The sequence below is a fragment of the Natrononativus sp. DTA114 genome (genome assembly GCF_059736515.1).
Window position 1 is genome coordinate 43,844 of sequence record NZ_JCASSN010000007.1, and the last position, 22,945, is coordinate 66,788.

At 63.5% G+C, this 22,945-nt stretch carries 18 protein-coding genes; 9 read left to right on the forward strand and 9 right to left on the reverse strand.

The annotated features are described in order from the left end of the window. The first annotated feature begins 1,285 nt into the window (after positions 1-1,285). On the forward strand, positions 1,286-1,864 hold the full coding sequence (locus AC6I6S_RS19840; protein WP_497952652.1) for a DUF7344 domain-containing protein: 579 nt from the start codon (positions 1,286-1,288) through the stop codon (positions 1,862-1,864). 157 nt (positions 1,865-2,021) lie between these two features. Here the strand turns inward: AC6I6S_RS19840 and AC6I6S_RS19845 are convergent, their stop codons facing one another. Together AC6I6S_RS19845 and AC6I6S_RS19850 are read right to left on the reverse strand one after the other, a co-directional pair. Next, entirely contained in the window at positions 2,022-3,242 is a 1,221-nt protein-coding gene (locus AC6I6S_RS19845; protein WP_497952653.1) for a DUF7350 domain-containing protein, read from the reverse strand. A 177-nt stretch (positions 3,243-3,419) separates the two neighbouring features. Then, the gene (locus tag AC6I6S_RS19850) at positions 3,420-4,883 is read right to left on the reverse strand and encodes a hypothetical protein (protein WP_497952655.1); all 1,464 of its coding nucleotides are present in this window, start codon (positions 4,881-4,883) and stop codon (positions 3,420-3,422) included. Between the two features lie 254 nt (positions 4,884-5,137). Here AC6I6S_RS19850 and AC6I6S_RS19855 point away from each other — a divergent pair, with 254 nt between their 5' ends. The 3 genes from AC6I6S_RS19855 to AC6I6S_RS19865 are packed head-to-tail and all read left to right on the forward strand — an operon-like array spanning position 5,138 to position 7,208. After that, complete coding sequence (locus AC6I6S_RS19855; RefSeq protein ID WP_497952656.1) at positions 5,138-5,989, forward strand: SCO family protein; 852 nt, start codon at positions 5,138-5,140, stop codon at positions 5,987-5,989. A 1-nt stretch (position 5,990) separates the two neighbouring features. Further along, positions 5,991-6,530 (forward strand): TlpA family protein disulfide reductase, encoded by a 540-nt coding sequence (locus AC6I6S_RS19860; protein ID WP_497952657.1) that lies wholly within the window; start codon positions 5,991-5,993, stop codon positions 6,528-6,530. 3 nt (positions 6,531-6,533) lie between these two features. After that, positions 6,534-7,208 carry a cytochrome C biogenesis protein gene (locus AC6I6S_RS19865; protein WP_497952658.1) on the forward strand — a complete coding sequence of 225 codons (675 nt, stop codon included), beginning with the start codon at positions 6,534-6,536 and terminating at the stop codon, positions 7,206-7,208. Positions 7,209-7,366: 158 nt separating this feature from the next. Here the strand turns inward: AC6I6S_RS19865 and AC6I6S_RS19870 are convergent, their stop codons facing one another. Genes AC6I6S_RS19870 through AC6I6S_RS19885 form a run of 4 tightly spaced genes read right to left on the reverse strand, consistent with a single transcriptional unit; the run spans position 7,367 to position 10,869 of the window. Further along, positions 7,367-8,056, reverse strand: a complete 690-nt coding sequence (locus AC6I6S_RS19870) for a DUF7519 family protein (RefSeq protein ID WP_497952659.1) — start codon at positions 8,054-8,056, stop codon at positions 7,367-7,369. After that, positions 8,053-9,498 (reverse strand): DUF58 domain-containing protein, encoded by a 1,446-nt coding sequence (locus tag AC6I6S_RS19875; RefSeq protein ID WP_497952661.1) that lies wholly within the window; start codon positions 9,496-9,498, stop codon positions 8,053-8,055. The genes AC6I6S_RS19870 and AC6I6S_RS19875 overlap by 4 nt, the downstream gene beginning before the upstream one ends. After that, positions 9,491-10,090 (reverse strand): DUF7269 family protein, encoded by a 600-nt coding sequence (locus AC6I6S_RS19880; protein WP_497952662.1) that lies wholly within the window; start codon positions 10,088-10,090, stop codon positions 9,491-9,493. Before AC6I6S_RS19880 ends, AC6I6S_RS19875 begins: the two co-directional genes overlap by 8 nt. Further along, a complete protein-coding gene (locus AC6I6S_RS19885) occupies positions 10,087-10,869 on the reverse strand; it encodes a DUF4129 domain-containing protein (RefSeq protein ID WP_497952663.1) in 783 nt (260 codons plus the stop codon). Before AC6I6S_RS19885 ends, AC6I6S_RS19880 begins: the two co-directional genes overlap by 4 nt. 277 nt (positions 10,870-11,146) lie before the next feature. Between AC6I6S_RS19885 and AC6I6S_RS19890 the strand changes: the two genes are divergently transcribed. The 5 genes from AC6I6S_RS19890 to AC6I6S_RS19910 all read left to right on the forward strand — a co-directional run bounded on the left by AC6I6S_RS19890 (position 11,147) and on the right by AC6I6S_RS19910 (position 19,722). Continuing rightward, entirely contained in the window at positions 11,147-14,308 is a 3,162-nt protein-coding gene (locus tag AC6I6S_RS19890; protein WP_497952664.1) for a bacterio-opsin activator domain-containing protein, read from the forward strand. A 233-nt stretch (positions 14,309-14,541) separates the two neighbouring features. After that, a complete protein-coding gene (locus AC6I6S_RS19895) occupies positions 14,542-15,246 on the forward strand; it encodes a helix-turn-helix domain-containing protein (protein ID WP_497952815.1) in 705 nt (234 codons plus the stop codon). A 220-nt stretch (positions 15,247-15,466) separates the two neighbouring features. After that, positions 15,467-17,080 carry a right-handed parallel beta-helix repeat-containing protein gene (locus tag AC6I6S_RS19900; protein WP_497952666.1) on the forward strand — a complete coding sequence of 538 codons (1,614 nt, stop codon included), beginning with the start codon at positions 15,467-15,469 and terminating at the stop codon, positions 17,078-17,080. 238 nt (positions 17,081-17,318) lie between these two features. Next, on the forward strand, positions 17,319-18,899 hold the full coding sequence (locus tag AC6I6S_RS19905; protein WP_497952667.1) for an oligosaccharide flippase family protein: 1,581 nt from the start codon (positions 17,319-17,321) through the stop codon (positions 18,897-18,899). A 163-nt stretch (positions 18,900-19,062) separates the two neighbouring features. After that, positions 19,063-19,722, forward strand: coding sequence for a DUF7504 family protein (locus AC6I6S_RS19910; RefSeq protein WP_497952668.1), 660 nt, complete (start codon positions 19,063-19,065; stop codon positions 19,720-19,722). A gap of 9 nt (positions 19,723-19,731) precedes the next feature. On the opposite strand, the gene AC6I6S_RS19915 is transcribed toward AC6I6S_RS19910, so the two are convergent. The 3 genes from AC6I6S_RS19915 to AC6I6S_RS19925 all read right to left on the reverse strand — a co-directional run bounded on the left by AC6I6S_RS19915 (position 19,732) and on the right by AC6I6S_RS19925 (position 22,549). Further along, positions 19,732-19,905 (reverse strand): DUF5786 family protein, encoded by a 174-nt coding sequence (locus AC6I6S_RS19915; RefSeq protein WP_497952669.1) that lies wholly within the window; start codon positions 19,903-19,905, stop codon positions 19,732-19,734. Between the two features lie 77 nt (positions 19,906-19,982). Beyond that, positions 19,983-20,960: a glycosyltransferase family 2 protein gene (locus AC6I6S_RS19920; RefSeq protein WP_497952670.1), complete on the reverse strand. Its 978-nt coding sequence runs from the start codon at positions 20,958-20,960 to the stop codon at positions 19,983-19,985. Between the two features lie 251 nt (positions 20,961-21,211). Then, positions 21,212-22,549, reverse strand: a complete 1,338-nt coding sequence (locus tag AC6I6S_RS19925; RefSeq protein ID WP_497952672.1) for a polysaccharide deacetylase family protein — start codon at positions 22,547-22,549, stop codon at positions 21,212-21,214. Between the last annotated feature and the right edge of the window lie 396 nt (positions 22,550-22,945).

Sequence of the window (22,945 nt, forward strand, 5' to 3'; positions counted from 1 at the left end):
ACTCTCTCCACGGGATTTCTTTGAGAAGACGCGCGAAGTCCTCTCGATTGAGACCCGAGAGGATCAACTCATCTCGACAGTACTCTCGAAACGTGATTCACCGGAAACCCAGTGTGTCATTCTCTCCCCACCGCCCAGTGTTATTTTCCCTACCGCCCAATGAGTGTCATTTTCCCCACCGAATGATGAACTCCAATAGCAGTTCAAGCCGTCAGCGAGTGTATACGGGCAGCGGTAACTTCAAAACGACATCGGTAAAGTGAAAGACTGTAACCGATGTACTTCGAACGTCCTCTCCTGGATTTCACCGGAAACCTGGTGTGTCACACGGTACACCACCGATGCTCTCGAGAGGCTCGACTCCGAATGGATTGATCGGTCCCCGGAATTGTTTCTCCAGTCCGGTTCAGTCGCCCATTTTCACCGGAAGCTCGGTGTACCGTGCCTGACAGCTCATACCGAATCACGCACCGCGAGAATCGTTGCGTCCTACGAACCGTCAGGTCGGTGTTCGGCCGGGCTGGGAGACGACGAGTTGTTCGGTCGGATCAAACGGTGAAAAGGCGGGAAATATTATGAGTCAGTAATAGTATAGTTCGAGTTCGTGCCCACAGTTACTACAGGAGGCTTCTGTCCCCTGCAACCGGCTCTCATCGCCGGACTCGAGGCTCTTGATCCCCGTTCCAGGTGGAATTGAGGTGGTTACCATAGCCTCACACTGGGGGCAACCGATACGCATATGGGGGTGGTCAGATTGCGACATAACTCTGTGGTAGTCTTCTGTCCACGTTAGTTATGACAAACGTAACGTCTGTAGAAAACTAACTATGTTGCATCCATATTACTCTGACATGAACAAAACACGATTCCGACGAATTCGTCCCTCGTAGCCGTCACTCGGCAGTGTTTTCGATGCTTCCTGTCGACCCCACTCGGTTGTAATCGACACAAACAGACGCATAAAAAATAGAGTATACGCATAAGATATGGAACGCTGTATATTCCATTCGTTGCAGTCGTTCTGGCGGTTTTCTCTTCACGGAGATGAAAACCGCATGACTGCGGCGCCTTAAACGGTGTGTAACTGTTGTTAAATAGTTGGGAACACAGTGTAACATGGTATATCTTCAGAATGCTACTTGTTAGAGATATATTACCGCCAAATGAACTCCCTTTCGCCTAACACCCGTTATTTCGCCTGGGAAACGATCTGGGACGATATCGCAACGGTTGGTATGGGTTTAATCCTTTATTACCTCCTGTCGAGATGGACTGACTGAGGACAATGAGCACAACCGAGACCACTTCCGGCGTTGCGACCCAGGAACTGTCGTTCGAGGAGGAGGAGGACGATGCGGAGCCTCACGCGCTAAATAAAGACGACATCTTCCACATCCTGCAGACGTGCCGGCGCCGTGATGCCCTGCGGTATCTCCAGGGAACTGATGAACCGGTTCGCATGCGCGATCTCGCAGAGCAGGTCGCGGCCTGGGAGAACGAGACGACGGTCGAACAGTTGAGTTCGGACGAGCGCCAGCGCGTGTACATCTCGCTGTACCAGTCGCACCTGCCGAAACTCGATGAGGAGGGGATTATCAACTACAACCAGAGCCGGGGGATCGTCGAGCGCACGTCCGCGGCCGACCAGTTCGACCCCTACCTCGAGCCAACTGACGATGAGTCGACGGAACGATCCGAGAATCCGATCGAGGCGGAGAGCTACTACGTCGGTGCCGCCTTCGTGAGTACGCTTCTCCTGCTCACGGCTGCGACCGGGTTGACGTCACTCTCCGGGGTTGCTCTTGGCGGGATCATCCTCGCACTGTTCGTCACCGTTACGGTCGCACAGCTGTCGTTCGCATAACTACCGGGTTCACAACCGACCCGAAACCAGTCGTCGGATTCGGCGGGATCCGGCGACCGCTACCTTTCTCGAATCTTTTCAACTAGGCCGTGAGAGCTGCTTCCGACTCCCTCTCTCCGTAGCAAGCGTCCGAAAAGCCAATCGTTTCTCTGGCTCGTCAGTAGCTGGTGGAAACGTCCTCGAATTCGAAAAAGGCGGTTTCATAGCCGTCGTGGCGGGATACCTGTGGAGGAGAATCGACGCTGATCGTTATCTCGTCGTCGGACTCGAGGGTGTTGACTGCGAGACCGTAGTGATGACCGAACTCGTCATCGAGTCGTTCCTCGAGTCGCTCGTCGACGACGGTAGACCCTTCTCGTTCGATCGTTACGGAGAGCGAGGTGAACGGAAGGACGACATTATTGTATGGGGTTCGGAGGCAGACCGCGAGATAGCTACCTTCTCTGTCGGTTCTGGCAGGACCGGCCGACCGTTCGATAACCGCGAGCATTGCATCACCGGTCTGTTCGGTGAGCAGGAGGTCTCCCGGTAGTTCCTCGAGTGGCCGTCCCTCGGACGTGGGTGGATGCAGGTCATGGCCGTCACTGTGTTCGTCGCCGCTGTGATCGTCGTCCGCGTGACCGTTACTGTGATCGTCGCCGTGACCGTCGTCCATATGGCTGTCGCTGTGGTCTGCATGACCGTCGCCGTGTTCTCCGTTGCTGTGGTCGTTGCTCTCGTGATCGCCGTGGTCCATCAGTGGGAGCGCCCCGCGCGTTCCGCGTCGGTCGTGATCGATCAGTTCGAACCCGAGGTCGTGGATGTCTGATCGGACGTACTCGAAATCGATCTCGAGCGTCGACGTCGACTCGAACCGGTCTTCGAACGCGCCGGTTCCGGCAACGTCGAGCGGACCGACGCGCACCCGGGCCGTATACTCTCCTTCGCCGGGGAGCGAAACGTTGTCTCCGTAGTGAAATCCCATCCGCTGGGAGATCATCGGCCACGGTGGTCGCTCGAGGACCGTTTCCCCGTCTTCGACGATCTCGAGGCCGATATTCACCGGAAGGACGGTGTCCGTCTTGCGGTCCCAGACGGTACACATCAGGTGTAACGAGTCGTCCGTGGTGACGTCGACCCGTTCGGTGTCGCCCGCGACGACCCAGAAGCGGTGGGGTATCGTGTAGGAGAGTTCGACGGCGTACTCGCCGTCGTCGGCCGTGCCGTACGTCCCCATCTCCTCCTGGGAGGCTGGCAGGTAGACCGCGTCGGGGCGATCCTCGACCAGAGGCTGGTCCTCCCAGGCAGATTGCTCTTCGAAGCCGAGGCGCTCGAGACAGCCTGCAAGTGCGAACCCGCCGGCGACGGCGCTGCTTCCGAGGAACCCGCGGCGATTCATCACGAGAACTTGGGGGGTGGACGAAAAATCCCTGTTGGTTCAGCGGCCGAAACCCGATCGGTAGCCGGACTGGGGTCGGTAGCCGGACTCTGGGTCGGTAGCCGGACTGGAGTCGGTAGCCGGACCCGGTTCGTTGGTGGGGCTGTCACCACACTCCCGATCAGGGCTCGCGTTCGTTCAGGCGTCGACGAACGGTGGCGGCGTCGTCGGCAGCGAGAGCAGCCAGAGGCTGAACGCGGTGTAGACGATCATGACGAGCACGAACGGAAACTGACTGCGGATCGCCTGAAGCCGTCCGGGGAAGAGATCGAACGCGGTCGCGTGTGCGACCCAGATCGCGAGCAGGTGGCCGACGAGAAGAAAACCGATCTCGAGACCGCCGACCCAGCCCGGGACCGCGAGCACCGTCGGCACGACCGGCGGCGAGAGCGGGTTCGTGACGGCGGCAACGGTGGCCGGCGAGAGCGAGACCACAAACGACACGTAGTGGGCGAGGTGGTATCCCGCAGCGATCGCGAGCAGCGGCGGTGCGAACCGGCGAGACAGGATCTCCGCGGTGAGATACGTCGGTGCAGTTCGTCTGGCGATCGCGGTTGCGAAACGGAACACTCCCCAGAACGCGCCGTAGCCGGTGACCAACACCAACAGGTATGCGGCGGCGGGTGAGAGCCCACCCGCAACGAGTGTGGACACCGCCGCCGCGCCGGGCGGGGTCACGACGAATCCGTTGAACGTTAGCTCCCAGACCAGAAGGATGACGACGGCGACCTCACTCGAGTCGACGAGTACGTCACCGTCTCGAAGCCGAGCACCGGGAAGTACCAGCCGTAGCGTGCACCTCTCCCCCGTATCCGTCCGCTGGATCGGTGCGACGGCTCCGTAGAGCCGGAACACGACGGTCAGTGGATCCGCGTGGCGAAACCAGACGGACGGGGAGAACACCAGCGCGCCACACACCGTATATCCGGTGTATCCGACCACCAGAAGCGCCAGCGTTCGCGGATCCGCCGTAACCGGTAGTACGATCTCGAGCCAGACGAGTGTCGCCAATCCGGCGACGGCAGGCCACGATCGCAGCCGGGTCGGATACGCGAGGAGCCCGCCGCTTCGAGGTCCTTCTCGGCCGGGAACGGCGCCCGAAAGCCGACCGACCCCCTCGAAGAACCGACCGATCCCCTCCGCGATCGTTCGAAACGGGTCGATCGTCGGCCACGGGTTCACCACCAGGAAGGCGATCATCGGCAGTATCGCACGGAGGCCGACGAACACCAGAATGACGGCGAGGTTCGCCGTCGGCGTTGCTGGCCCCTCGAGACCGACGACCACGACGCCGAGAAGTGCAACGACCCCGGCCGTCCCGCCACCTGCAGCGACCAGTGTGGGCGTTGGCCGGAGCGGCAACGACCACTCGTGAAGCGAGTCGACGAACGCCCGATCGGTGACGAGTGTCGCGAGCAGTCCCGACGCGCCGACGGCGACGCTGCCGGTGAGCAGGACGAGCCAGGTAGGGACGACGAGTTCCCGCTCCGAACCGAGTCCAGCGGCCACGTTCGAGGCCGAAACGGGCTCGAGGGCGATCACGAGGAACGCTCCGACGAGTCCGGCGACGACCAGCCCGACCCGCTGGGTGGCTGACACCATCGTGAGGACGAACCACCCGCGGTGGAATGTATCTATCCGGGTTTCAGGGGTCGGTACGCCGGGGTGTCGCTCGAGGGACACTCTCGAGACCGCTCAGAGGGCACCCTCGAGACCGTCCACGAGGTTGATCTGAGTTCCTCTCGAGGTTACTCTGAGTTCCCCTCGAGGTTGCGTTGTTCATGCGGTACGATGCGGATTCCCCGTCCCAGAAAAGAACCAACGAGCACTTTATCGCTCGTTCCTACGATTCACGTATGGACAGGCGTACGTATCTCGGCTCGCTTGGGGGTGCTGGAGTCGTCAGTCTTGCCGGCTGTCTCGACACCGGTTCCGTCTTCGGAGAGGACGGGGCTGCAGACGATGGAACTGGGGACACCGGCGAGAGGGCCGAGGGAGCCGTTCTCGATCCGCCGGAGCGATCGATGGCGGAGGCGTCACATCCCTCCTACGGGGACCAGATCCCGTCGTTTTCGCTGCCGGACCCGCTCGCGAACGAGGAAATCTCCGCTGATGCCCTCGAGGGCGAGCGGGCGTATCTCATGACGTTCTTTTTCACCTCCTGCCCCGACGGGGCGTGTCCGGCGCTGTTGTTGCGACTCAGGCGTGCCCACGAGGACTCACTCGAGCGGGGAACTGATGATGAGACGGCGTTCCTGGCGATGACGTTCGATCCGGAGCGGGACACCCCCGAGGAACTCGAGGCGTACGCCGACCAGCAGGGGGTAAACCTCGAGGCCGGTAACTTTCACTTCCTGCGTCCCGACTCCTACGAGGAGGGGATGGAGGTGATCAACGACGACTTCGGCATGCCGGTCGAGCGGATCGATTCGGACGAACACCCGGCCACGGCCGACGACGCCGACAACTCGAGCGACCACGCCGGCAACGAGACGGCGGACGATGATCACGGCCACGGACACGACGATTCCGAGGACGGCTCCGAAGGCAACCATTCGGACCACGACCACGGAGAGTACACCTTCACCCACTACAACCTGATCCTGCTCGTCAACGAACGAGGGATCGTCGAGCGGGCGTATCCGCAGGCGACGCAGATCGACATTGAACCGATCGTCGACGATTTCAGAGCGGTGGTGGAGGGCTGAGATGCGCCGACGCGACGTCCTCGCGGGGGTCGCAAGCGTCGGAGTTCTCGGCAGCGGCGGCTATCTCGCACTGCGCGGGCTGCCGGACGATCTACTCGTCGACGAGGCGTCCGAAGACGGCGAACCGGAGCGGATGACCGTCGAAACGGTCGAGGCGACCGGCAGCAAGGCCGGCGAACTCGAGATTCCGGTCCCCGACCGGGCAACGTTCATCGACTTCTTCGCGACGTGGTGCCAGCCGTGTATCAAACAGATGCCCGCGCTCGCGGCTGCCCACGAGCGCCTCGGCGACGACGTGCGGTTCCTCTCCGTGACCAACGAGTCGATCCCCGACGAGGATATCGCGGACTGGTGGGACGACCACGACGGAAACTGGACGATCGGCCTCGATCCGGCGCTCGAACTCGCCGAACGCTACAGTTTCTCGGGGTATCCGACGGCGGTCGCGATCGACGCTACCGGCGAGGTCCAGTGGTCCGACAGCGGCGTAAAGACCGAAGACGAACTCGTCGCCGGCATCGAGCAGGCGCTCGAGGCGTAGCCGATGGCCGACGTCTCGCTGACGCCGACGATCCTGTTCGCGCTGATGGCCGGCGTCGCGACGTTCTTCTCCCCGTGTGCGTACCCGTTGTTGCCAGGGTACGTCGGGTTCTACGTGAGCCAGACCGAAGCCGAGCGAGCGACGCTCGGCGGATCGATCAGCCGGGGGGTCGTCGCCGGCGTCGGTGTTCTCGGAACGTTCGCCGTCCTTCTCGGCGCAACGTTCTGGGTGGGCCACGCGACTCTCTCGAACGTGGTGTACTTCGAGCCGATCGTCGGCGCGATCCTCGTCGTCTTCGGGGTTCTCGTCGTTCTCGACCGGGCCCCCTCGTTGACGATCTCGCTGCCGAAGCGTCGCTCGAGCGTCGCCGGCTTCGGAATCTTCGGTGCCGGCTACGCCCTGGCGGCGGCGGGCTGTGTCGCCCCGCTGTTCATCGGCGTGGTCGGGCGTGCGCTCTCGCTCTCGCCGGCTGAGGGCGCGCTCGTGCTCGCGGCCTACGTCGGAAGCATCGCACTGTTGATGATTTCGTTGACGATCGCGACCGGAATCGGCGTTCTCGCAGGCGGGGGTCGACTCGCGGCTGCCGGACCGACGCTCGAGCGACTCGCCGGCGGCGTGATGATCCTCGCGGGACTCGGTCAACTGTACCTCGCGATCTTCGTCCTCGAGGTGTTCTAGGGGTCGGTTCGAGCGGACCGTCTAAATCACCGATCCGTTCGTCCCTGAACCTCCACTTTGCTCAATCTCCGGACACCGGGTTTCCGGTGAACTGTCTACCCCGGGACACACCACGTTTCCGCTGAATACCTCGCCGCTAGCCGGCGTTTTCAGACCGCTCAGTCGTGAACCGCCGCGAGGAGCACGACGACGCCGAGGAGCACGACGAGCAGCTGGGAAAACGACAGCGACTCACGCGAGACGTCGGTGACGAGGTGTGCGACACCAACGCCGGCGGCCGCGACGACGCCGACAGCCAGCGCGTGGGCGAGTTCGGCCTCGATGGTCCGGGCGCTCCGGCCGAGCTGTCGACCGAGGCTGATCGCGTTGTCCGCGAGATCCCAGGCGACGATCGTCCCGGCCCCGGCGAGAACGACCGGGGTCGTTCCGGCCTCCTGGAGTACGGCGGCGGTGATCGCGGCCAGCAGGAGGAGGCCGCAGCCGAGTTTGACCAGACCGGGCGAGCCGTCCCCGCGAAGCGGGATAACCGCAAGCGCGAGGACGGCGACGCCGATGAGCCCCGGAATCATCGCGATCGCGGCCGCGTTTCGTGGGAGACTCGCCGCGAGCGCAACGGCAGCGATAACGATGCCGCCGCCGATTGCCGCCACGGCGATACCGCTCACCAGATGGTCGCGTTTCGTTAGCAACAGCCCGACGGCGAGCACGAGGAGACCGGCGCCCTCGAGTACGACCGCCAGTCGCGCCGCCTCGAGATCGACGAGCAAGAAGAGTGCACCGAGAGCGACGCAGACGGCGAGTGCGGAACTCGCGGAGGCGGGTCGGTCGACTGCAGTAGCGATGCTCATCGGCGCGCCTCCTGTGCGTTCGCGATGGCGGTATCGAGGGGTGCCGGAGGTTCCCAGTCGACGACGGGGACCCCGGACTTTCGGAGCGTCGACGCCCGGTTTTCGCGCTCGATGCGGGCGAAACGGCTGCCGACCGAGTCGTCGCCGGTCACGTCGGGACTGATCACGCTCATCGGGTGTCCTCGAGCCTCGAGCGTGCGGGCTGCATCGACGACGGCGTCGTCACACAGCGGCGAGAGCAGGATGAGCTGGGCGTCCCGCGGCAGTCGCCGACGCAGCGTCTCGAGCTGTGCCTCGAGGTCGATCTCCTCGCGAGGTGGCGTCGACGACAGCGAGGGGTGCGTCCCGAGCGTCCGGCCGACGGCCGCCGCGTGATCGCTGCCGACGCCGGGGCGCAGCCAGCAGGGATCCTTGCCGACGGTCGCGAGCCCCACGCGGTTTCGGCCCTGCAGGAGCGACCTGACTAGCTGTCCGGCGGCGGAGACGCTGTAGGCGACCGCGTGCGGTTCGCCGTCCCGGCCCCGGTAGGCAATCTCCCTGGCGTCGATGAGTAACACGATGGTTGCGGCACGCTCCTGGCGGTACTCGACGGTTGTGAGTTCGTTCGTCCGCGCGAACCGGTTCCAGTCGATAAAACGCATCGAGTCGCCCCGGCGGTACTCCCGGGTGCGGTAGAACTCGGTTCCCTCGCCGCCGCTGGTAGCCGGGATGGTTCCGACAGAGGAGAGTCGCTCCGCCCGAACGGCGCCGTCGGCCGACCGTCCGGTGCAGTCGATCGAGGTGTCAGTCGCGACCGTCGTCTCGCGTTCGTTGGCACCGCTCAGGTCGCGGCTCACGACGGTTGCAGGCTCGAACGTGTGGGTTCCGCGCTGGCTCTCCAGGGAGTACTGGACGGTCGCGGATCGACCGGGCCAGAGGCTCACCCCGCGCCGTGGCGAGCCGTCGACGACGTTCAGCGTCGCCGGAACACCGTCGACGAGTCGCAGATCCGGGAGCCACGAGGAGCCCACGTTGGTCACCGTCACTTCGACCTCGATCTCGTCGCCGGGCGCGGGTGCGTCCGCGTGGATCGTTCGCTCGAGTTCGAGCTCCGGATCGGGTGCGCTCGTCACGTGCGGGTAGACGACGAACGTGACCGCAACGACGGCGACCAGTAACAGCGAACTCGTCGTGAGCCCAGTTCCGGCTGCCAGCGCGACGAGAGCGACCGCGCTGATCCCTCGCCAGCGGGTGGTCGGATACGGCTCGTTCGTCGATTCGGCGCGTGTCGTCCGGCGACCTGTTCCCTTGAGGGACGGGCGGTGGATTCCACCCGGGGTTTCGTTCCCTGCGGACCGACCGTTTTCGCTCGAGTCGTCTCCGCCTCGTTCGAGACGGCCCGAACTGTCGGCTCGCCCGGGTTGGCTCGAGCCGTCGGCCGTCGGCTGTCGTGCGTCACTCATTCGTCTCACCGGTGTACTGTCGCTCGTGCTGGGCGCTGAGTTCGTCGACGGTCAGGCGAACCGATCGACCGAACCAGGTGGTCCCGCCGCCCAGCGCACTGGCCCTGTCGGCGAGCGTCGGCCGCCGATTGTCGGCCAGAAACCGGCCGACACGGTCGTCGTCGGTCCACTCACCGGTTTCGACGAGTTCCTGCGCCCGCTCCTGGCTACAGGCGTGGGTCCGCTGGAGGGCCTGGACCGCACAGCGCTCGAGGCGGTCACGGATCGCCGCTCGTCGCGACCGGCCGACGACCGGCAGGTGTGTCCACCAGGCCTCGAGTTGCGTATCGATCATCGCGCCCGCGTGCGGGACCGTGACGGCGGCCTCCGGATCGGGCATTTCGGCCTCTTCGACGGTCGAACTGCGCCCCGAGACGACGATGGGGATGGCGATGAGCACGCTGATCAGGGCCACGAACCCGATGACGTAGAGGTCGTTTCCGAGCGCGCCCTCGAGCGTCTCGACGGGGACCGCCCCACTCATCGGGGTCAGAAGCGCGAGCACGACGAGGAGTGCGCCGACGGCACCCAGCCCCAGTCGCCGAACGTTCATCGCCGATCACCGCCGTCGCTTCGAACGGCGTGGTCGCCGGTTGACCGCGAGTCGGTATCCCGCCGGTTCGTCTCGTCGGCCCGTGAGTTCGTCTCGGTGGCTCCTGACTCCGTTGTGCGCGTCGATTCGCGTCCGAGCACCCGCTCGAGGGCGTTTCGAACGCGCCGCGTGCGGTCCTCGGTCGGCTCGTACTCGCCGTAGCGGACGTCCTCGAACGTCCGGGTGAGGTTGACGACGGCGTCGGGATCGGCGGCCCGGTCGACGGCTTCGGATTCGAACTCTCGCGGCGTCTTCTCGCGACGCTCTTCGAGGCCGAGTCGGCGGATCATCTCGTACCAGGCCCTGGAGACGTCGTCGGTCGGCTCGCCGTCGGCGAGCGTTTGCGAGCCTGTCGTTCGCGTCTCGTTACCGCTCCCGCGCACGCGATTAAGTATCGCGTGACGGCGTCGAACCGCGACGACGAGGGCCGTCAGTGCAACCAGCGCCGGAAGCGCCCGCGCGAGCAGTTCCAGCAGTGCCGCGAGCAATGCGAGGAGCCGATCGATCAGACTCTCGGCCGGACCGTCGTTCCCACCCGTGTCGCTGGCGTCGGGACCCTCCTCGTACTGCTCCCGGAGCTCTTCTGCCTCACCGGTGCTGATGGGCAGGCTCTCGTAGTCGAGGTCGATGAGTTCACCGGGCTCCGTCGAAACCGACGACTCGAGGGCTGTCGCCGCGGTCCCGAGTGCGAAGACACAGCACAGGGCAAGCGAGGCAGTCAGGAGTGTATCGCGATCCATATGGGGTCGTAGGCGGTAGTGACGGGCGGAATCGACGGACTGGTCGATCGTGTTCGTGTACACCTACGTCCCACGGGGGTGGTTATTATCGAGCTACTAATCGTCGGCACCGGCGGGATACGATACCGATAATTAACCGTGATCCATCGAAACTCAGGAATAACGTGGCCGATCCGACCGTCTCGGTACGGTGTCCGCGGAGCGACCGCCCGTCCGCTCGCGACCGACGGCGTTCGTTCCTCTTCGAGCAGTCGCACTCTCCCGAGGTGAGGCGCCGATGAATCCAGCGACGACACTCGCGAGCGGCGACGCGCCGCGGATTCTCGTCGTCGGCGATTCGACGCGGACTGCAGCTGCCTCGGCCGCCCTCGAAACGTCGTTTCCCGGCTCGTCGCTGGTCCGAACGGAGACCGCGAGCGAAGCGGTCAAACGGCTCGGGGAGGGAGACGTCCACTGCATCGTCTACGATCTCGAGTCGAACGGCCGGCGCACACTCGAGACGATCAGACGGTCCGATCCGGCCGTTCCCGTCCTCGCGCTTGCGTCCGAGCCGGCGACGGCCGAAGCGCTCGCAGCCGGTGCGACCGACGTCGTGGGGCCCGACGACCCCCACGAACTGATCGTCGGACGGGTACGAAACGCGGCCGAACGGTATTACCTCGAATCACAGTCGGACGGAGAGCGACACTACCGATCGGTGCTTGAGCACTCGAACGCGCTGGTGTTGGTTCTCGATGCGTCGGGTGAGATCGAGTACGCGAGTCCGGCGTTCGAGCGGGAGATGGGATACACGCCCGACGAACTCGAACGAACCCGTCTGGATCGACTCGTCCATCCCGACGACCGCGCCGCCGTCGAGGGGACGCTCGAAACCGTCGCCGGTGAAACGACCGGCGCAACCCGGACGGACGGGCTCCGGCTGGGACACGCCGACGGAACCTGGCACGTCGCCGAGGTGACGTACACGAACCGGCTGGCCGATCCGCATCTCGAGGGAGTCGTCCTCACCGTTACCGATGCGATCGGCCGCCCGGAGCCGACCGACCGACTCGCCGAAACCGCCGACGAGCTGGCCCATCCGTTCTTCACGCTCGGGGAGCGCTGGGAGCTCACGTACGCCAACGAGGCGGCGACGACGCTGTTCGATCGGCCGGCCGAGGAGCTCGAGGGAACCGTCGTCTGGGATCTTCTCCCGGGGTCAGTCACCGGCTCCTTTTATGAGCGACTGCTCGAGGCCCGAACGACCGGCACCCTCGTCGAGTTCGAGACGGCCTACGAGCCCCTCGAGGCGTGGTTCGAGGTGTACGTCCATCCCACCCACGCCGGTGTTTCGGTGTATGCACGCGACGTCACGATCCGAAAGACAGCCGCGGGCGATCGCCGCGATCGGGCCGACCGCCTCGAAGCCGTCCTCGACGCCCTCGAGTCGGGCGTGTTCGTCCTCGATCTGGAACAGGAGGAGCCGACGGTGACTCGGGCCAACGCCGCGATGTTCGATCTGCTCGACATCGACGCGCTCGTCGGCCAGGAGCTCGACTCGCTGTTTCCGGCGTCAGTCGTCGGCTCGATCCGCGAGCGGCTTCGGTCACCGGTCGTCAGGCGAATGGACCCGATCGAGGGAACCCTCGAGACGCCGACCGGTTCCCGCCCGGTTTCCGTTTCGGTAGTGTTGCTGCCGGACGACGACCGGGCGGTCTGTGTCGTCCGCGACGCCACCGACAGCCGGAGTTCGACGGAGACGGTTGCGGCGATTCACCGGACGACGCGCACGCTTCTCGACGCGGAAACCCGACCCGACGTCTGTCAGACCGTCGTCGACACTGCGGTCGATCTCGTCGAAGCGGATCTCGTCGGCTGTTATCTCGCCGTCGACGACACGCTCAGACCGGTCGCGTTCGCGACGAGGGACTCGACACCGCCGTTCGACCTGCCGACGCTCGCGCGCGAGGAGACGGTTCTCGGCCGCTGTCTCGAGGGAACGGAGGCGACCGTTTACGACCGGGAGACGGTCGAATCGTTCGTCTCTCGGCTCGGCGTCCGAGCGGACCGCGTGCTCGCGGTGCCGATCGACGGGATCGGTGTCCTGTTCGCGACGGCCTCCAGTCCCGATGCGTTCGCCCGTCACGAGCAGGACACCCTCGAGTCGCTGGCGGCGACCGCCGAGGTGACGCTCACCCGCCTCGAGCGCGAGTCGAACGTCAGAGACCGCGAACTCGAACTGTCGCGAACGCAGTCGCGTCTCGATCGACTCGAGGCGATCGACGAGCGTCGTCGCCAGATCAGCAAACTCCTGGTCGGTGCCGACAGCCGCGAGGAGATCGAACGCGGCACCTGCGAGGAACTCGCCGAACTCGAGTGGGTCGAACTCGCGACGATCGGGAAAGCGAGCGTCGCGATGGACGAGATCGCCCCGCGAGCGTGGGCGGGACACAACGACGGCTACCTGGACTCGGTGACGATGGCGATCGACGCCGATTCGGGCGATCCGTCGGGCCGAACCGCAACGACCCGCGAACCCACGGTCGTCGACAACGTCGTCCGCGAACCGCGCGGTCTCGAGTGGCGGCGGGCCGCCCTCGATCGGGGCTTTCAGTCAATACTGAGCGTCCCGCTCGTGTACAACCAGTACGTCTACGGCGTCCTTACGTTGTACGCCGGTCGACCGTCGGCGTTCGACGCTGATACACAGACGGTGTTCGAGGCGCTGGGCGAGACGATCGCGTACGCGATCAGTGCGCTCGAGGCCAAGAAGGCGTTGCTCACCGACAGCGTCATCGAACTCGAGTTGCTGATGCGTGAGGCCGACGAACTGCTCTCTGCGATCGCCACGCAGGCGTCGTGTCGGCTCGACCTCGAGACGGTCGTCCCACGTTCGGGCGAAGAGACGACCGTATTCGTCACTGCGACCGAAACCACTCCCGAGGCGCTCCGTGATGCGGCGGCGCAGTTGGATTCGGTCGGCTCCGTTCGACTGATCGCCGAGCGAGATGGTGGGTATCTGTTCGAACTCACCGTGTCGGGATCGACGATCGCGGTGACTCTCGCAGACCATGGGGGCGTCTTGCGGTCGATTTACGCCGACGGCGATCGAACGCGGCTGCTGGTCGAACTGCCCGGCGGTGCGGACGTCCGCTCGTTCGTTAGCATGCTCGAGCGAAAGCATCCGGGAACTGAACTCATCGCGCGTCGCGAACGCGAGCGATCGGTGCAGCCGCCACAGGCGTTCAGCGCCGAACTCTACGAGACGCTGACCGACCGCCAGCTCCGCTCGCTCGAGACGGCGTACTACAGCGGATTTTTCGAGTGGCCCCGCGAGAGCACCGGTGAAGAGGTCGCCCAGTCGCTCGGCGTTTCTCAGCCGACGTTCAACCGCCACTTCCGGGCGGCGGAGCGCAAACTGTTCACGCTCTTGTTCGACGAGCGAGAAACTACCGGGTGATCCGACCGACCCGTACCGATTACGAACCGCTTAATCGCAGGGGGGCGCGGGGTTTTTTCGGCCATCGCTCGGGTACAAATCGTTCTATAAACATCAACTATGAATATATATTGTGTCGCTTGCTGGTGACCGTTACACATATAGCGCCCACGGTCATGTGGTCGGGTGCGCATATGGAAATTCATGAGCGCGTGTGAGACAATAAGTAATTACCAGGGTTATCGTGTGGGAACCTGGGTGAAACCGTGAGCACCGGCACAGCCGGTTCCGAACGTGCGGGCTTGCGGTCGCAAGCCGAAGGCGGCATCATCGCCGAGGTCCGCCTGGATCATACCGACCTGTTCTTGCGACCGACGCTTCGACGGAGTCCCGAAATCACCGTCGAACCCGAGTACTGGACGACGCTGTCGGGCGACGAGAGGGTCCTGTTCATCACGGCCTACGGCCCGACGTTCGACGAGTTCGAGACCGCCCTCGAAACCGATCCGACAATCGACGATCCGGTGCTCGTCGACCGGTATCCCAGTCGACGAGTCTACCGCGTCCGGCTCACTGACTGCGCGATCACGTTCGACGCGAAGACGGCGGAGGTTGGCGGTCGTATCCTCGATACGTCCAGTTCGCGTGACGGCTGGATCGTCCAACTCCGGTTCCCGGGACGGGATGCACTCGTCTCGTTCAACGAACACTGTCGCGAACGAGATATCACCTTTCAGGTAAACCACCTCCGGATGTCGGACGACGGTGAAGACGGCGTCGTCGGCCTCACCCCGAAACAACAGGAATTACTCACTGTCGCCTACGAGGAGGGATATTTCAACGTTCCACGGGGCATCTCACAGAACGAGCTCGCTGACCGTCTGGACGTCTCGAAGTCCGCGATTTCACAGCGGCTTCGCCGGGCAATAGCCGAGCTCTGTGGCTCGTCGTTGACCTGATCGGCTCTCACCCGCTGATCCGTTTTTTGATCGATGCTGCCCGAGAGTCGGCTGTGTTCGCCGTCCCGACACACTGTCCTCTACTATTTGTCTATCTATACAATATCCCCAGAAATACTTTTTGAATGTATGATTATCTCGCGAAAGTCACGACATATATTATAAATGCTGTTGATATTAATGCGCAGATATTCACCGAAACTGTTCTATCTCTGTATCAATGCGAGACAGCAGAACGACCGCCGATCCGTCCACCAACACAGAAACCCGCTCCTCCTCTTCGGTTTCCCGCCGGTCAGTGCTCTCCGGCATCGCCAGTGCGACCGCTGCCGTTTCTATGATGGCCTCGAGCGCCTCTGCGAACGACGGTCGTCAGGAACTGTTCGATCAGTACCGAACCGTCATCAACGTCGTCGACGAGGGTGCCGATCCGACGGCCGCCGGCGCGCAGCACACCAGGCTGAACGAGTCGGTCAATCCGATCATCGACCAGTTCAAAACCGACGACACGCTCCTGTACTTCCCCGACGGCAGGTACTACTTCAACGAGGAGTTCCGGTTTACTAACTTCAGGAACTTCGGGATGTACGGTCCGGAGGCGGATCTGGTTCCCGCCGACTACCACAACTTCAACCGTCCGAGAAATCACCGACTGTTCAACCTCGGAACGCCGAACTCGCCAGGTACCGGACTGCACTTCGAGGGGTTCAACATCGACTGGCGGGCCGACGACACGGGACTGCGACTGATCGACGCCGACGTCACTGATGACCTTCTCGTTCGCGACATCGACTTCGTCGGCTATCACGACAGCGGGACGTGGGGTCCGGGCCGTTTTGCGATCGCGGATTCGGCAGGCACCGGCCTCATCGATGGATTCCGTGCCCGCCACGGCGGCGAGTACAACGAGAACACGGTACACGCCGGTAATCTCTGGGTCGGCCCGACCGGGATCATCTCCAACGCCTTCAACGCGGGAACGCTCGTCTACCGAGACTGCGAACTCGGTGGTTTCCCGGACAACGGACTCTACGCGAAGGGCGGGACGGGAAGCATCGAGGTTCGCGGCGGCCACTACAGGAACAGTAACGTCGCCCAGATCCGGATCGGTGGTCGCAACAGTTCGATCAAAGGCGCGCTCCTCGAGGTCGACCAGAACCGCCCGAACGACCAGCGACAGAACGCAGTTCGTATCGAAGAGGGCGGGCACGTCGAAGTCAGTGATACGACGATGAACCTCCACGCGGTGAACGGTGAAGCGATCCTCGTTCGACGGGGCGAATACACCGAATTCCGCGACTGTGACGTCTTCGTCGGCGGCGACACGGTCGGCGACGGCATCGTTACGCGCGGAAACACCGGAGAACTGGTGGTTTCGGACACAAATATCAGGATGGAGACGAACGGCGGCTTTGGCGTCTTTCTCAGGTCCAGTGACGTTGCTAATCCCGAACGGGCGGTTCTCTCCGGCGTATCCGTTCGAGGTAACGTCGGCGCGGAAAGTCACACGTCGGCATTCCGACTCAACCGTGATAGCTCCGAAGTTCGCGGCTGTAGCGTGGTGACCGACGGTTCGCCTGGGCGTCGGGGTGTCGAAATCGTCGCCGATGACACGCTCGTCTCCCGAAGCACGCTTATTACGCCGGATTATCCGGTGCTCGCCCACGGAAAGAACCCGCTGGTTACGGGGTCGTACCTCCGGTCTGATCGAGGCCAACACGGTATCCAGATCGACCCGGTCGCAGACGGCACCCGGGTGGTCAACAGTCGGATCTACAACGGGGTCAGAGACCGCAACGGTGGGACTTCTTTCGATCGCAACGCGTACGTATAACCTCCGGACGATTCGCCCCTCTTCTCACGGCCGTCGCTATCGGATCTCCGTCTCCTCGCCGGGAAACCGTCTAGGCACGTACTAAGCCCGCATTCCTAGTAGAGCCATAATAAACTACTCCGATAGCCAACTGCCAGTAACTCCCGCATATGTGTGTATCCGGTTCCCAGCACGTCCGCCGCCATCGCACTCACGACACGGTGGCGTGTAGTACACGTTCTCCTTCTGGGGTGATTCCGTGCAACGGAGTCTACTGAGCGGAATTCTCTCCGTCGCCATCGGGAAGTTCGTCTACATGTTTATCGGGATCATCTCGACGCCGATCCTCTACCGTTGGCTCGGCCCTGCCGATTTCGGCGCGTACGCGACGGTGATCTCTGCACACGCGATCATCATGATCTTCGTTAGCTCGGGCGTCGCAGACGGCGTTCGAAAGTACGTCGCCGAAGACCGGACGGATTCGAACTGGGAGGGGTACGTGATCGGCTTTTACTTTCGACTCGCCACCCTGCTCGCGGTCGTCGGCGTCGCGGTCGTCGGAGTTCTGACGTATCTCGGTTTCTTTGCGTTCGTCTGGAGTCAGGAGTTCACCCTTTACTTCTACGTTCTGATCGGGATGATCGTCACCTCACAGTACTGGACGTTCGCCCGGAAGTCACTGATGGGGTTCGGACTCGAGAAGTATTCGGAGCCGCTGAAGGTTCTGTACAACATTGCGTTCGTTCTCGTCGCGCTGCCGCTCGTCTACTTCGGCTACGGCGTCGTCGGCGCGTTGCTGGGGCAGATCGTCTCGACGGCGCTCGCGGCGACGCTCGGAATCATCGTTTTGAACTCCTATCAGTCCATGCGGAGCGTTCTCGAGTTCCCCGACGAATCGTTCCCAAAACGGGAGATGATGGCGTTCAACTCCCTCACAATCGTCCTCATCCTGATGCTCATGTCGTTGTATCACATCGACGTGATGATGCTGCAGGCGCTCGGAACGAGCGAGGAGGTCGGTCACTACAAGGCGGCGCTGGTGTTCGCCGAGTTCCTCTGGTTCGTTCCGATCGCCCTCCAGACGGTGTTCGTCCACTCGACGTCGGAACTCTGGTCACAGGGCAAGAACGAGGCGGTTTCCCGACTCTCGGCACGGACGACACGGTACACGTTCCTGCTGACGGCGGTCATGGCGCTCGGAATCGCCGCCCTCGCGCCTGACGTCGTCCCCATCTACTGGGGTGCGGGCTCCGAGCCCGTCGTCATGCCGCTGCTGTTGTTGCTTCCCGGCGCACTCGGCTTCGCGCTCGCCAGACCGATCCTCGCGGTGAGTCAGGGAAAAGGTGAGCTCGGCTATCCGATTATGGCGACCGGCTCTGCAGCGGTGATTAACGTCGTTCTCAACGTTCTTCTGATCCCGCGATACGGCATGCACGGCGCGGCCGTCGCGACCTCGGTCGGTTACGGCTCGATGGCGATCTTCCACGTCTGGAGCGCCTGGCAGGTCGGTTTCGACCCCGTCTCGGACTCCCGGTTCAGTCGGATCGTCGCAACGACCGCCGTCGCCGCCGTCCCCATCTTTGCTCTCGCGAACGCGCTCTCCGTTCCCATCTCGCTCCCGATCATCGGAATGGTTCCACTCTCGCTATTCGTCGTCCCGCCCGCCGGCCTGCTCGTCTTCCTCGCGTTCGCGATTTTCTTCCACGCCGTTAGCCTCTCGGAGATCCTCGAGATTCTCGTGGGCTTTCCCGATCCGATCGGCTCCCGTGCGGAGCCGCTCTGTCGATGGGTCCACCGGTTCAATGCTGAAAGCGACCTGATACAGTTTTTCCGCACCTGAACGCCCGGTTCACCGCCGCCTCGAGGAGCGAAACACACTTCACACTCGCCGACGAACGCTACGTTGACTTTCGGTTCCGACTCGTTTCCTTCCGTCGCGCTCGCGACGGCCGAACTCCGTCGAGCGACCGCCGAGGCCACGCAGACCGGGGCCGATCTCTCCCATGACTCCCGTTATACACCCACCGATCGACGTCGCCGGTATCGCGCTCGTGGAGCAGTCGGTGCCAGCCACCCTCGCACCGGGGACAACCCTGCTGGTCGCGTTTCCGGCCGACATCGATCGTCCGGACCTCCCGCTCGCCGTGCTCACACAGTACACCGAACCCGAAAGCCACGCGATCGCCGTCACGACCGGCACCGACGGCTCCGCGCGACTCGAGCACTGTCTCGAGGAGCTTTCCCGGGGCTGGTTCGACCGACTCGGCGTCATCGATACGACGGCCGGAGAGAGCCTGACCGCACTCTACCGGTCGGACCCCACGATCCACACGCCGGTGCCCGGGGATATCGAACGGACGGCCGTCGCCATCTCCGAGCTTCGGACCGCGCTCTCCGGCTCGATACCGGCCCCGGTCTCGCTCTCAATCTCGTCGGTGAGTCCGATTCTCGAGGAAACCGCGACTCCGCCTGCGACGGTGTTGTCGTCGTTTCTCAGTGCTGCCGACCCGGAGGACGGGGTCGTGACGGTCGGCGTCGAGTACACTCGCCACGACGAGCCGACGATGCAGTCGCTATCGGCGCTCGCGGACGGTGTCGTCTGGGTCGAACGAGGGGGAGATGGGGAGCTCTCTCTCGAGTACGAATCGACCAGAACGCGATAGGTACGACTGCTACTCGTCGTCTTTCATCTCCCCGAGCTGGGAGACGAGTTCGTTCGTCGAGAGCTCCGACTCGAACGTCATCTTCCCATCGTGGTCGTTCTCGTGGACGTTGACGGCGTCGACCTCCTCGTCGTCCTGCTGTTGGTGCTGTTGCTCGGACTCGTCGTAGCTACCAAAACCCATACGACAGGTAGGGGGAGCCGACTGAAAGGTGTGTTGATCCGTCGCCGATTCCGTCCACGACGACCGCGGCGATCCACTCAGCGACGGGTCCAGGCGATCGCTGCGACCGTCGCGACTCCGGCCACGCCAGCGACCGCTGCCGGCGTCGCTCGCCCGCGAACGCCCTGTGCGGCGGCCCAGGCGAGCCCCGGCCCGTGGCGGGCGTTCGCGTTCGAGCGTCGGAGGTAGCTCCCCCCCTTCAGGAGCGCTCCCTCCCGCAGGAACAGCTTCGCCAGTACGAGGTTGTGTGCGGCTCGGATCTCGTAGCCCTCGGCCTCGAGTTCCTCGACGGTGTCGGCGTAGGTTCCAAGATACTGCTCGTCGGCGCGTTCGATCGTTTCGGCGTCGGGCACCGGCGTCTCGAAGCGAGTGACCAGCGGTTCGTCGACGTAAGCGAGCTTCCCGACCTCGAGGATACGAAGCAGGAACTCGGGATCCTGGAACCGCTCGAGCTCCTCGTCGAAGCCGCCGATTTCGCGGGCGACGTCGGTTTCGACGACGAGCGTCGAGCCCGCTCCCGAGTGGATGTTGTCGGCGAGCACCTCGCCGATCAGTTCCTCGCCGCCCTCCATCGGTCGGTCCGCGTCGGCCATCGCGAGCACGGCGGCGACGCGCTCTTTGAGCCACCAGCTGCTGCCAGCGGCGTTGATCTCGAACCCGCAGTAGGCGGCGACCCAGTCCTCGTCGTCGGGTTTTGCCTCGAGGGCGGCGAGCTGTTTCTCGAGTTTCGTCTCGGCCCAGGCGTCGTCGGAGTCGAGGAAGGCGACGTACTCGCCCTCGACGTGGTCGATCCCCGTGTTCCGGGCGGCGTTTGCCCCCTGGTTGACCCCGTGTTCGAAACACCGGATGCGGTCGTCCTCGTAGCTTTCGACGACCGCGACGGTGTCGTCGCTCGAGCCGTCGTCGACGACGAGCAGTTCCCAGTCGTCGTACGTCTGGGCGAGGACGCTATCGATCGCCCGCGGGAGGATCTCCTCGCGGTTGTAGGTCGGAATAACAACGCTAACAGTCGGCATTACACGCAGGTAGACGGCTCAGCGGTATTATTATCTCCCACGTAAACGGTCGCTGGTAGCCACGGTCGCAGAGCACCCCGTGAGTGTCGGTGTCGCTACCGCTCGGTCCTGACACAGCGGTCTCCTGGTCCCGACAGCGCTCGAGTGACGCCTCCCTGGTTCGAGTAGGCTTCCGGTGACGCCGTAAGAAAACACCGTCCGTCGATTTCCACCGGAATCGTGGTGTGCGGCAGTTGGGCCGGCTCGGCGGGTTAGAAGTTTCCGCTGGCGATGTCGGACTGGGTAACGACCTCCACGTCGGCGTCGTCGATATGCTCGAGGACCTCCTCGAACTCGTCTTCGGTCACCTCGTGGTTGTCGTACTCCTCGCCGATGACGTGCCACATCGGGATGCACGCCTGTTTGTACTTCGCGGCGAGGTCGATGTAGTCTTTGACGAGATCGATATCGTGCCCGTCGATCCGCCCCATCGTGTGGGTATCGGTCATCGGGATGCCGACGTTGCCACCGCCGAAGCTGACCGAGGACTCGTGGAGTTCACGGAGTAACTCCACGTTGGTAGCGTCGCGGACGTTCCCGGGGGCGATGTAGTGTTCGGCACCCTCCTCGAAGCCGCGCTGCTGGAGCCAGCGCTTCGAGTCCTCGAGCATGGCGCGCTGCTGGCTCTCGTCGTAGTCCTCTACCGTGTACGGCGTGCTCCAGTCGCCCTGCGGGTGTGGGTGAGAGACGATGTCCCAGCCGGCGTCGCGCATCTCGCGAAGCTGACCGGTGCCGAGGCGGTCGCCGGCGCCGACGGCGTGGTGGATGACGCCCTCGGTGCCGGGGAAGCCGTACTCCTCCATCATCTCGAAGGCGCGGTACTGGCTCTCGTGGTTGTCGTCCCACGTCAGCATCACGACGCCGGTATCGGGAGCGTCGACCATACGGAGGTCGTCGACGATGAAGTCGAGCTCCGGATCGTCCTGGTTCCGGCGTCGTGCGATGATCTGAATGTCGTACACCTGGCTCAGGTCGGGGCTGCCGGTTTCGCCGGTCGCGCCGAGGTCGATCCGCATCCAGTGATCCGACGGACCCGTGTGAGTCCGGTTGAGGTGAACCATGTTCCCCGAACCGGGCGCGTGCAGGCGCACCTCGAGGCGGTAGAACTCAGGTTCGTTGACTTTCAGGCCGATAGAGAGGTTCTTGTCGCTCAGGTCGAGCGGGTCAGAGAAGGACCGCTGGACGCCCACGTACGCGTCGTCTTCGTCCGCGGTCAGCCGAAGCGACTGCTCGCCGGTGAGGACGTCCTCGGTTTCGGCCTCGAACTCGCCGTAGGAGTCGAGGTCGTACCAGCTATCGAAGTCGTCTTCGAAGTCGGAGATGACCTCGCCCATCTCGTCGTCGCTTTCGTTTCCGTTCTCGTCCCCATTCTCGTCGCCGTTGGGGTCGCTCCCGCCGTTGCCACCGTCAGGGTCGGTAGTGTTCTCGCTGTCGTTGTGATCGTCGTCGCCACCGCCTCCGCCCAGGCTATCTACACAGCCGGCCAGCCCGGTCGCAATTCCTGCCGCTCCGGCGCTTGCAATGAACCGCCGTCTGTTCTGTCGAGTCATCGGTATCTCCCCCGATGCAGAGCAGGGTTTTTCTTATCTGGTTCGTAAGCTCCTCTTACTTCCTAGATAATACATCTCAGAACACAGTGCAACAGTTTGTACTGTCTGCATCGGTTCGTTTCACGCCGATTCACCGCGGCATCTCTCCGCAGTTTCCGGGGTACTGGTGGGGATACCCGCTGTAAACTCCACCGAACTGTGTCTGAAATATCGATACGAGGGCTCTCGCCGCTGTTCTCACCACCGGCCGAGGGGACGATCTCTGCGACTGCCGACGTACTCGGGCCGCTCCCTCGCCTGTGACGGGACTCGCACCGCCCGAAAAACACGTAAAATCGCGGCCGAAGAGCGCTTATTTCGCCCATAGTTAATACCGCCACTGGTCATCTATCGTGT

Excerpts from the sequence above, each read along its gene's own strand:
- AC6I6S_RS19860 (WP_497952657.1), top strand. The coding sequence starts at position 5,991 with ATGCGCCGACGCGACGTCCTCGCGGGGGTCGCAAGCGTCGGAGTTCTC.
- AC6I6S_RS19885 (WP_497952663.1), bottom strand. The coding sequence starts at position 10,869 with ATGGATCGCGATACACTCCTGACTGCCTCGCTTGCCCTGTGCTGTGTC.
- AC6I6S_RS19910 (WP_497952668.1), top strand. The coding sequence starts at position 19,063 with ATGACTCCCGTTATACACCCACCGATCGACGTCGCCGGTATCGCGCTC.
- AC6I6S_RS19900 (WP_497952666.1), top strand. The coding sequence starts at position 15,467 with ATGCGAGACAGCAGAACGACCGCCGATCCGTCCACCAACACAGAAACC.
- AC6I6S_RS19870 (WP_497952659.1), bottom strand. The coding sequence starts at position 8,056 with ATGAGCATCGCTACTGCAGTCGACCGACCCGCCTCCGCGAGTTCCGCA.
- AC6I6S_RS19865 (WP_497952658.1), top strand. The coding sequence starts at position 6,534 with ATGGCCGACGTCTCGCTGACGCCGACGATCCTGTTCGCGCTGATGGCC.
- AC6I6S_RS19850 (WP_497952655.1), bottom strand. The coding sequence starts at position 4,883 with ATGGTGTCAGCCACCCAGCGGGTCGGGCTGGTCGTCGCCGGACTCGTC.
- AC6I6S_RS19855 (WP_497952656.1), top strand. The coding sequence starts at position 5,138 with ATGGACAGGCGTACGTATCTCGGCTCGCTTGGGGGTGCTGGAGTCGTC.
- AC6I6S_RS19920 (WP_497952670.1), bottom strand. The coding sequence starts at position 20,960 with ATGCCGACTGTTAGCGTTGTTATTCCGACCTACAACCGCGAGGAGATC.
- AC6I6S_RS19845 (WP_497952653.1), bottom strand. The coding sequence starts at position 3,242 with ATGAATCGCCGCGGGTTCCTCGGAAGCAGCGCCGTCGCCGGCGGGTTC.
- AC6I6S_RS19880 (WP_497952662.1), bottom strand. The coding sequence starts at position 10,090 with ATGAACGTTCGGCGACTGGGGCTGGGTGCCGTCGGCGCACTCCTCGTC.
- AC6I6S_RS19915 (WP_497952669.1), bottom strand. The coding sequence starts at position 19,905 with ATGGGTTTTGGTAGCTACGACGAGTCCGAGCAACAGCACCAACAGCAG.
- AC6I6S_RS19890 (WP_497952664.1), top strand. The coding sequence starts at position 11,147 with ATGAATCCAGCGACGACACTCGCGAGCGGCGACGCGCCGCGGATTCTC.
- AC6I6S_RS19925 (WP_497952672.1), bottom strand. The coding sequence starts at position 22,549 with ATGACTCGACAGAACAGACGGCGGTTCATTGCAAGCGCCGGAGCGGCA.
- AC6I6S_RS19875 (WP_497952661.1), bottom strand. The coding sequence starts at position 9,498 with ATGAGTGACGCACGACAGCCGACGGCCGACGGCTCGAGCCAACCCGGG.
- AC6I6S_RS19840 (WP_497952652.1), top strand. The coding sequence starts at position 1,286 with ATGAGCACAACCGAGACCACTTCCGGCGTTGCGACCCAGGAACTGTCG.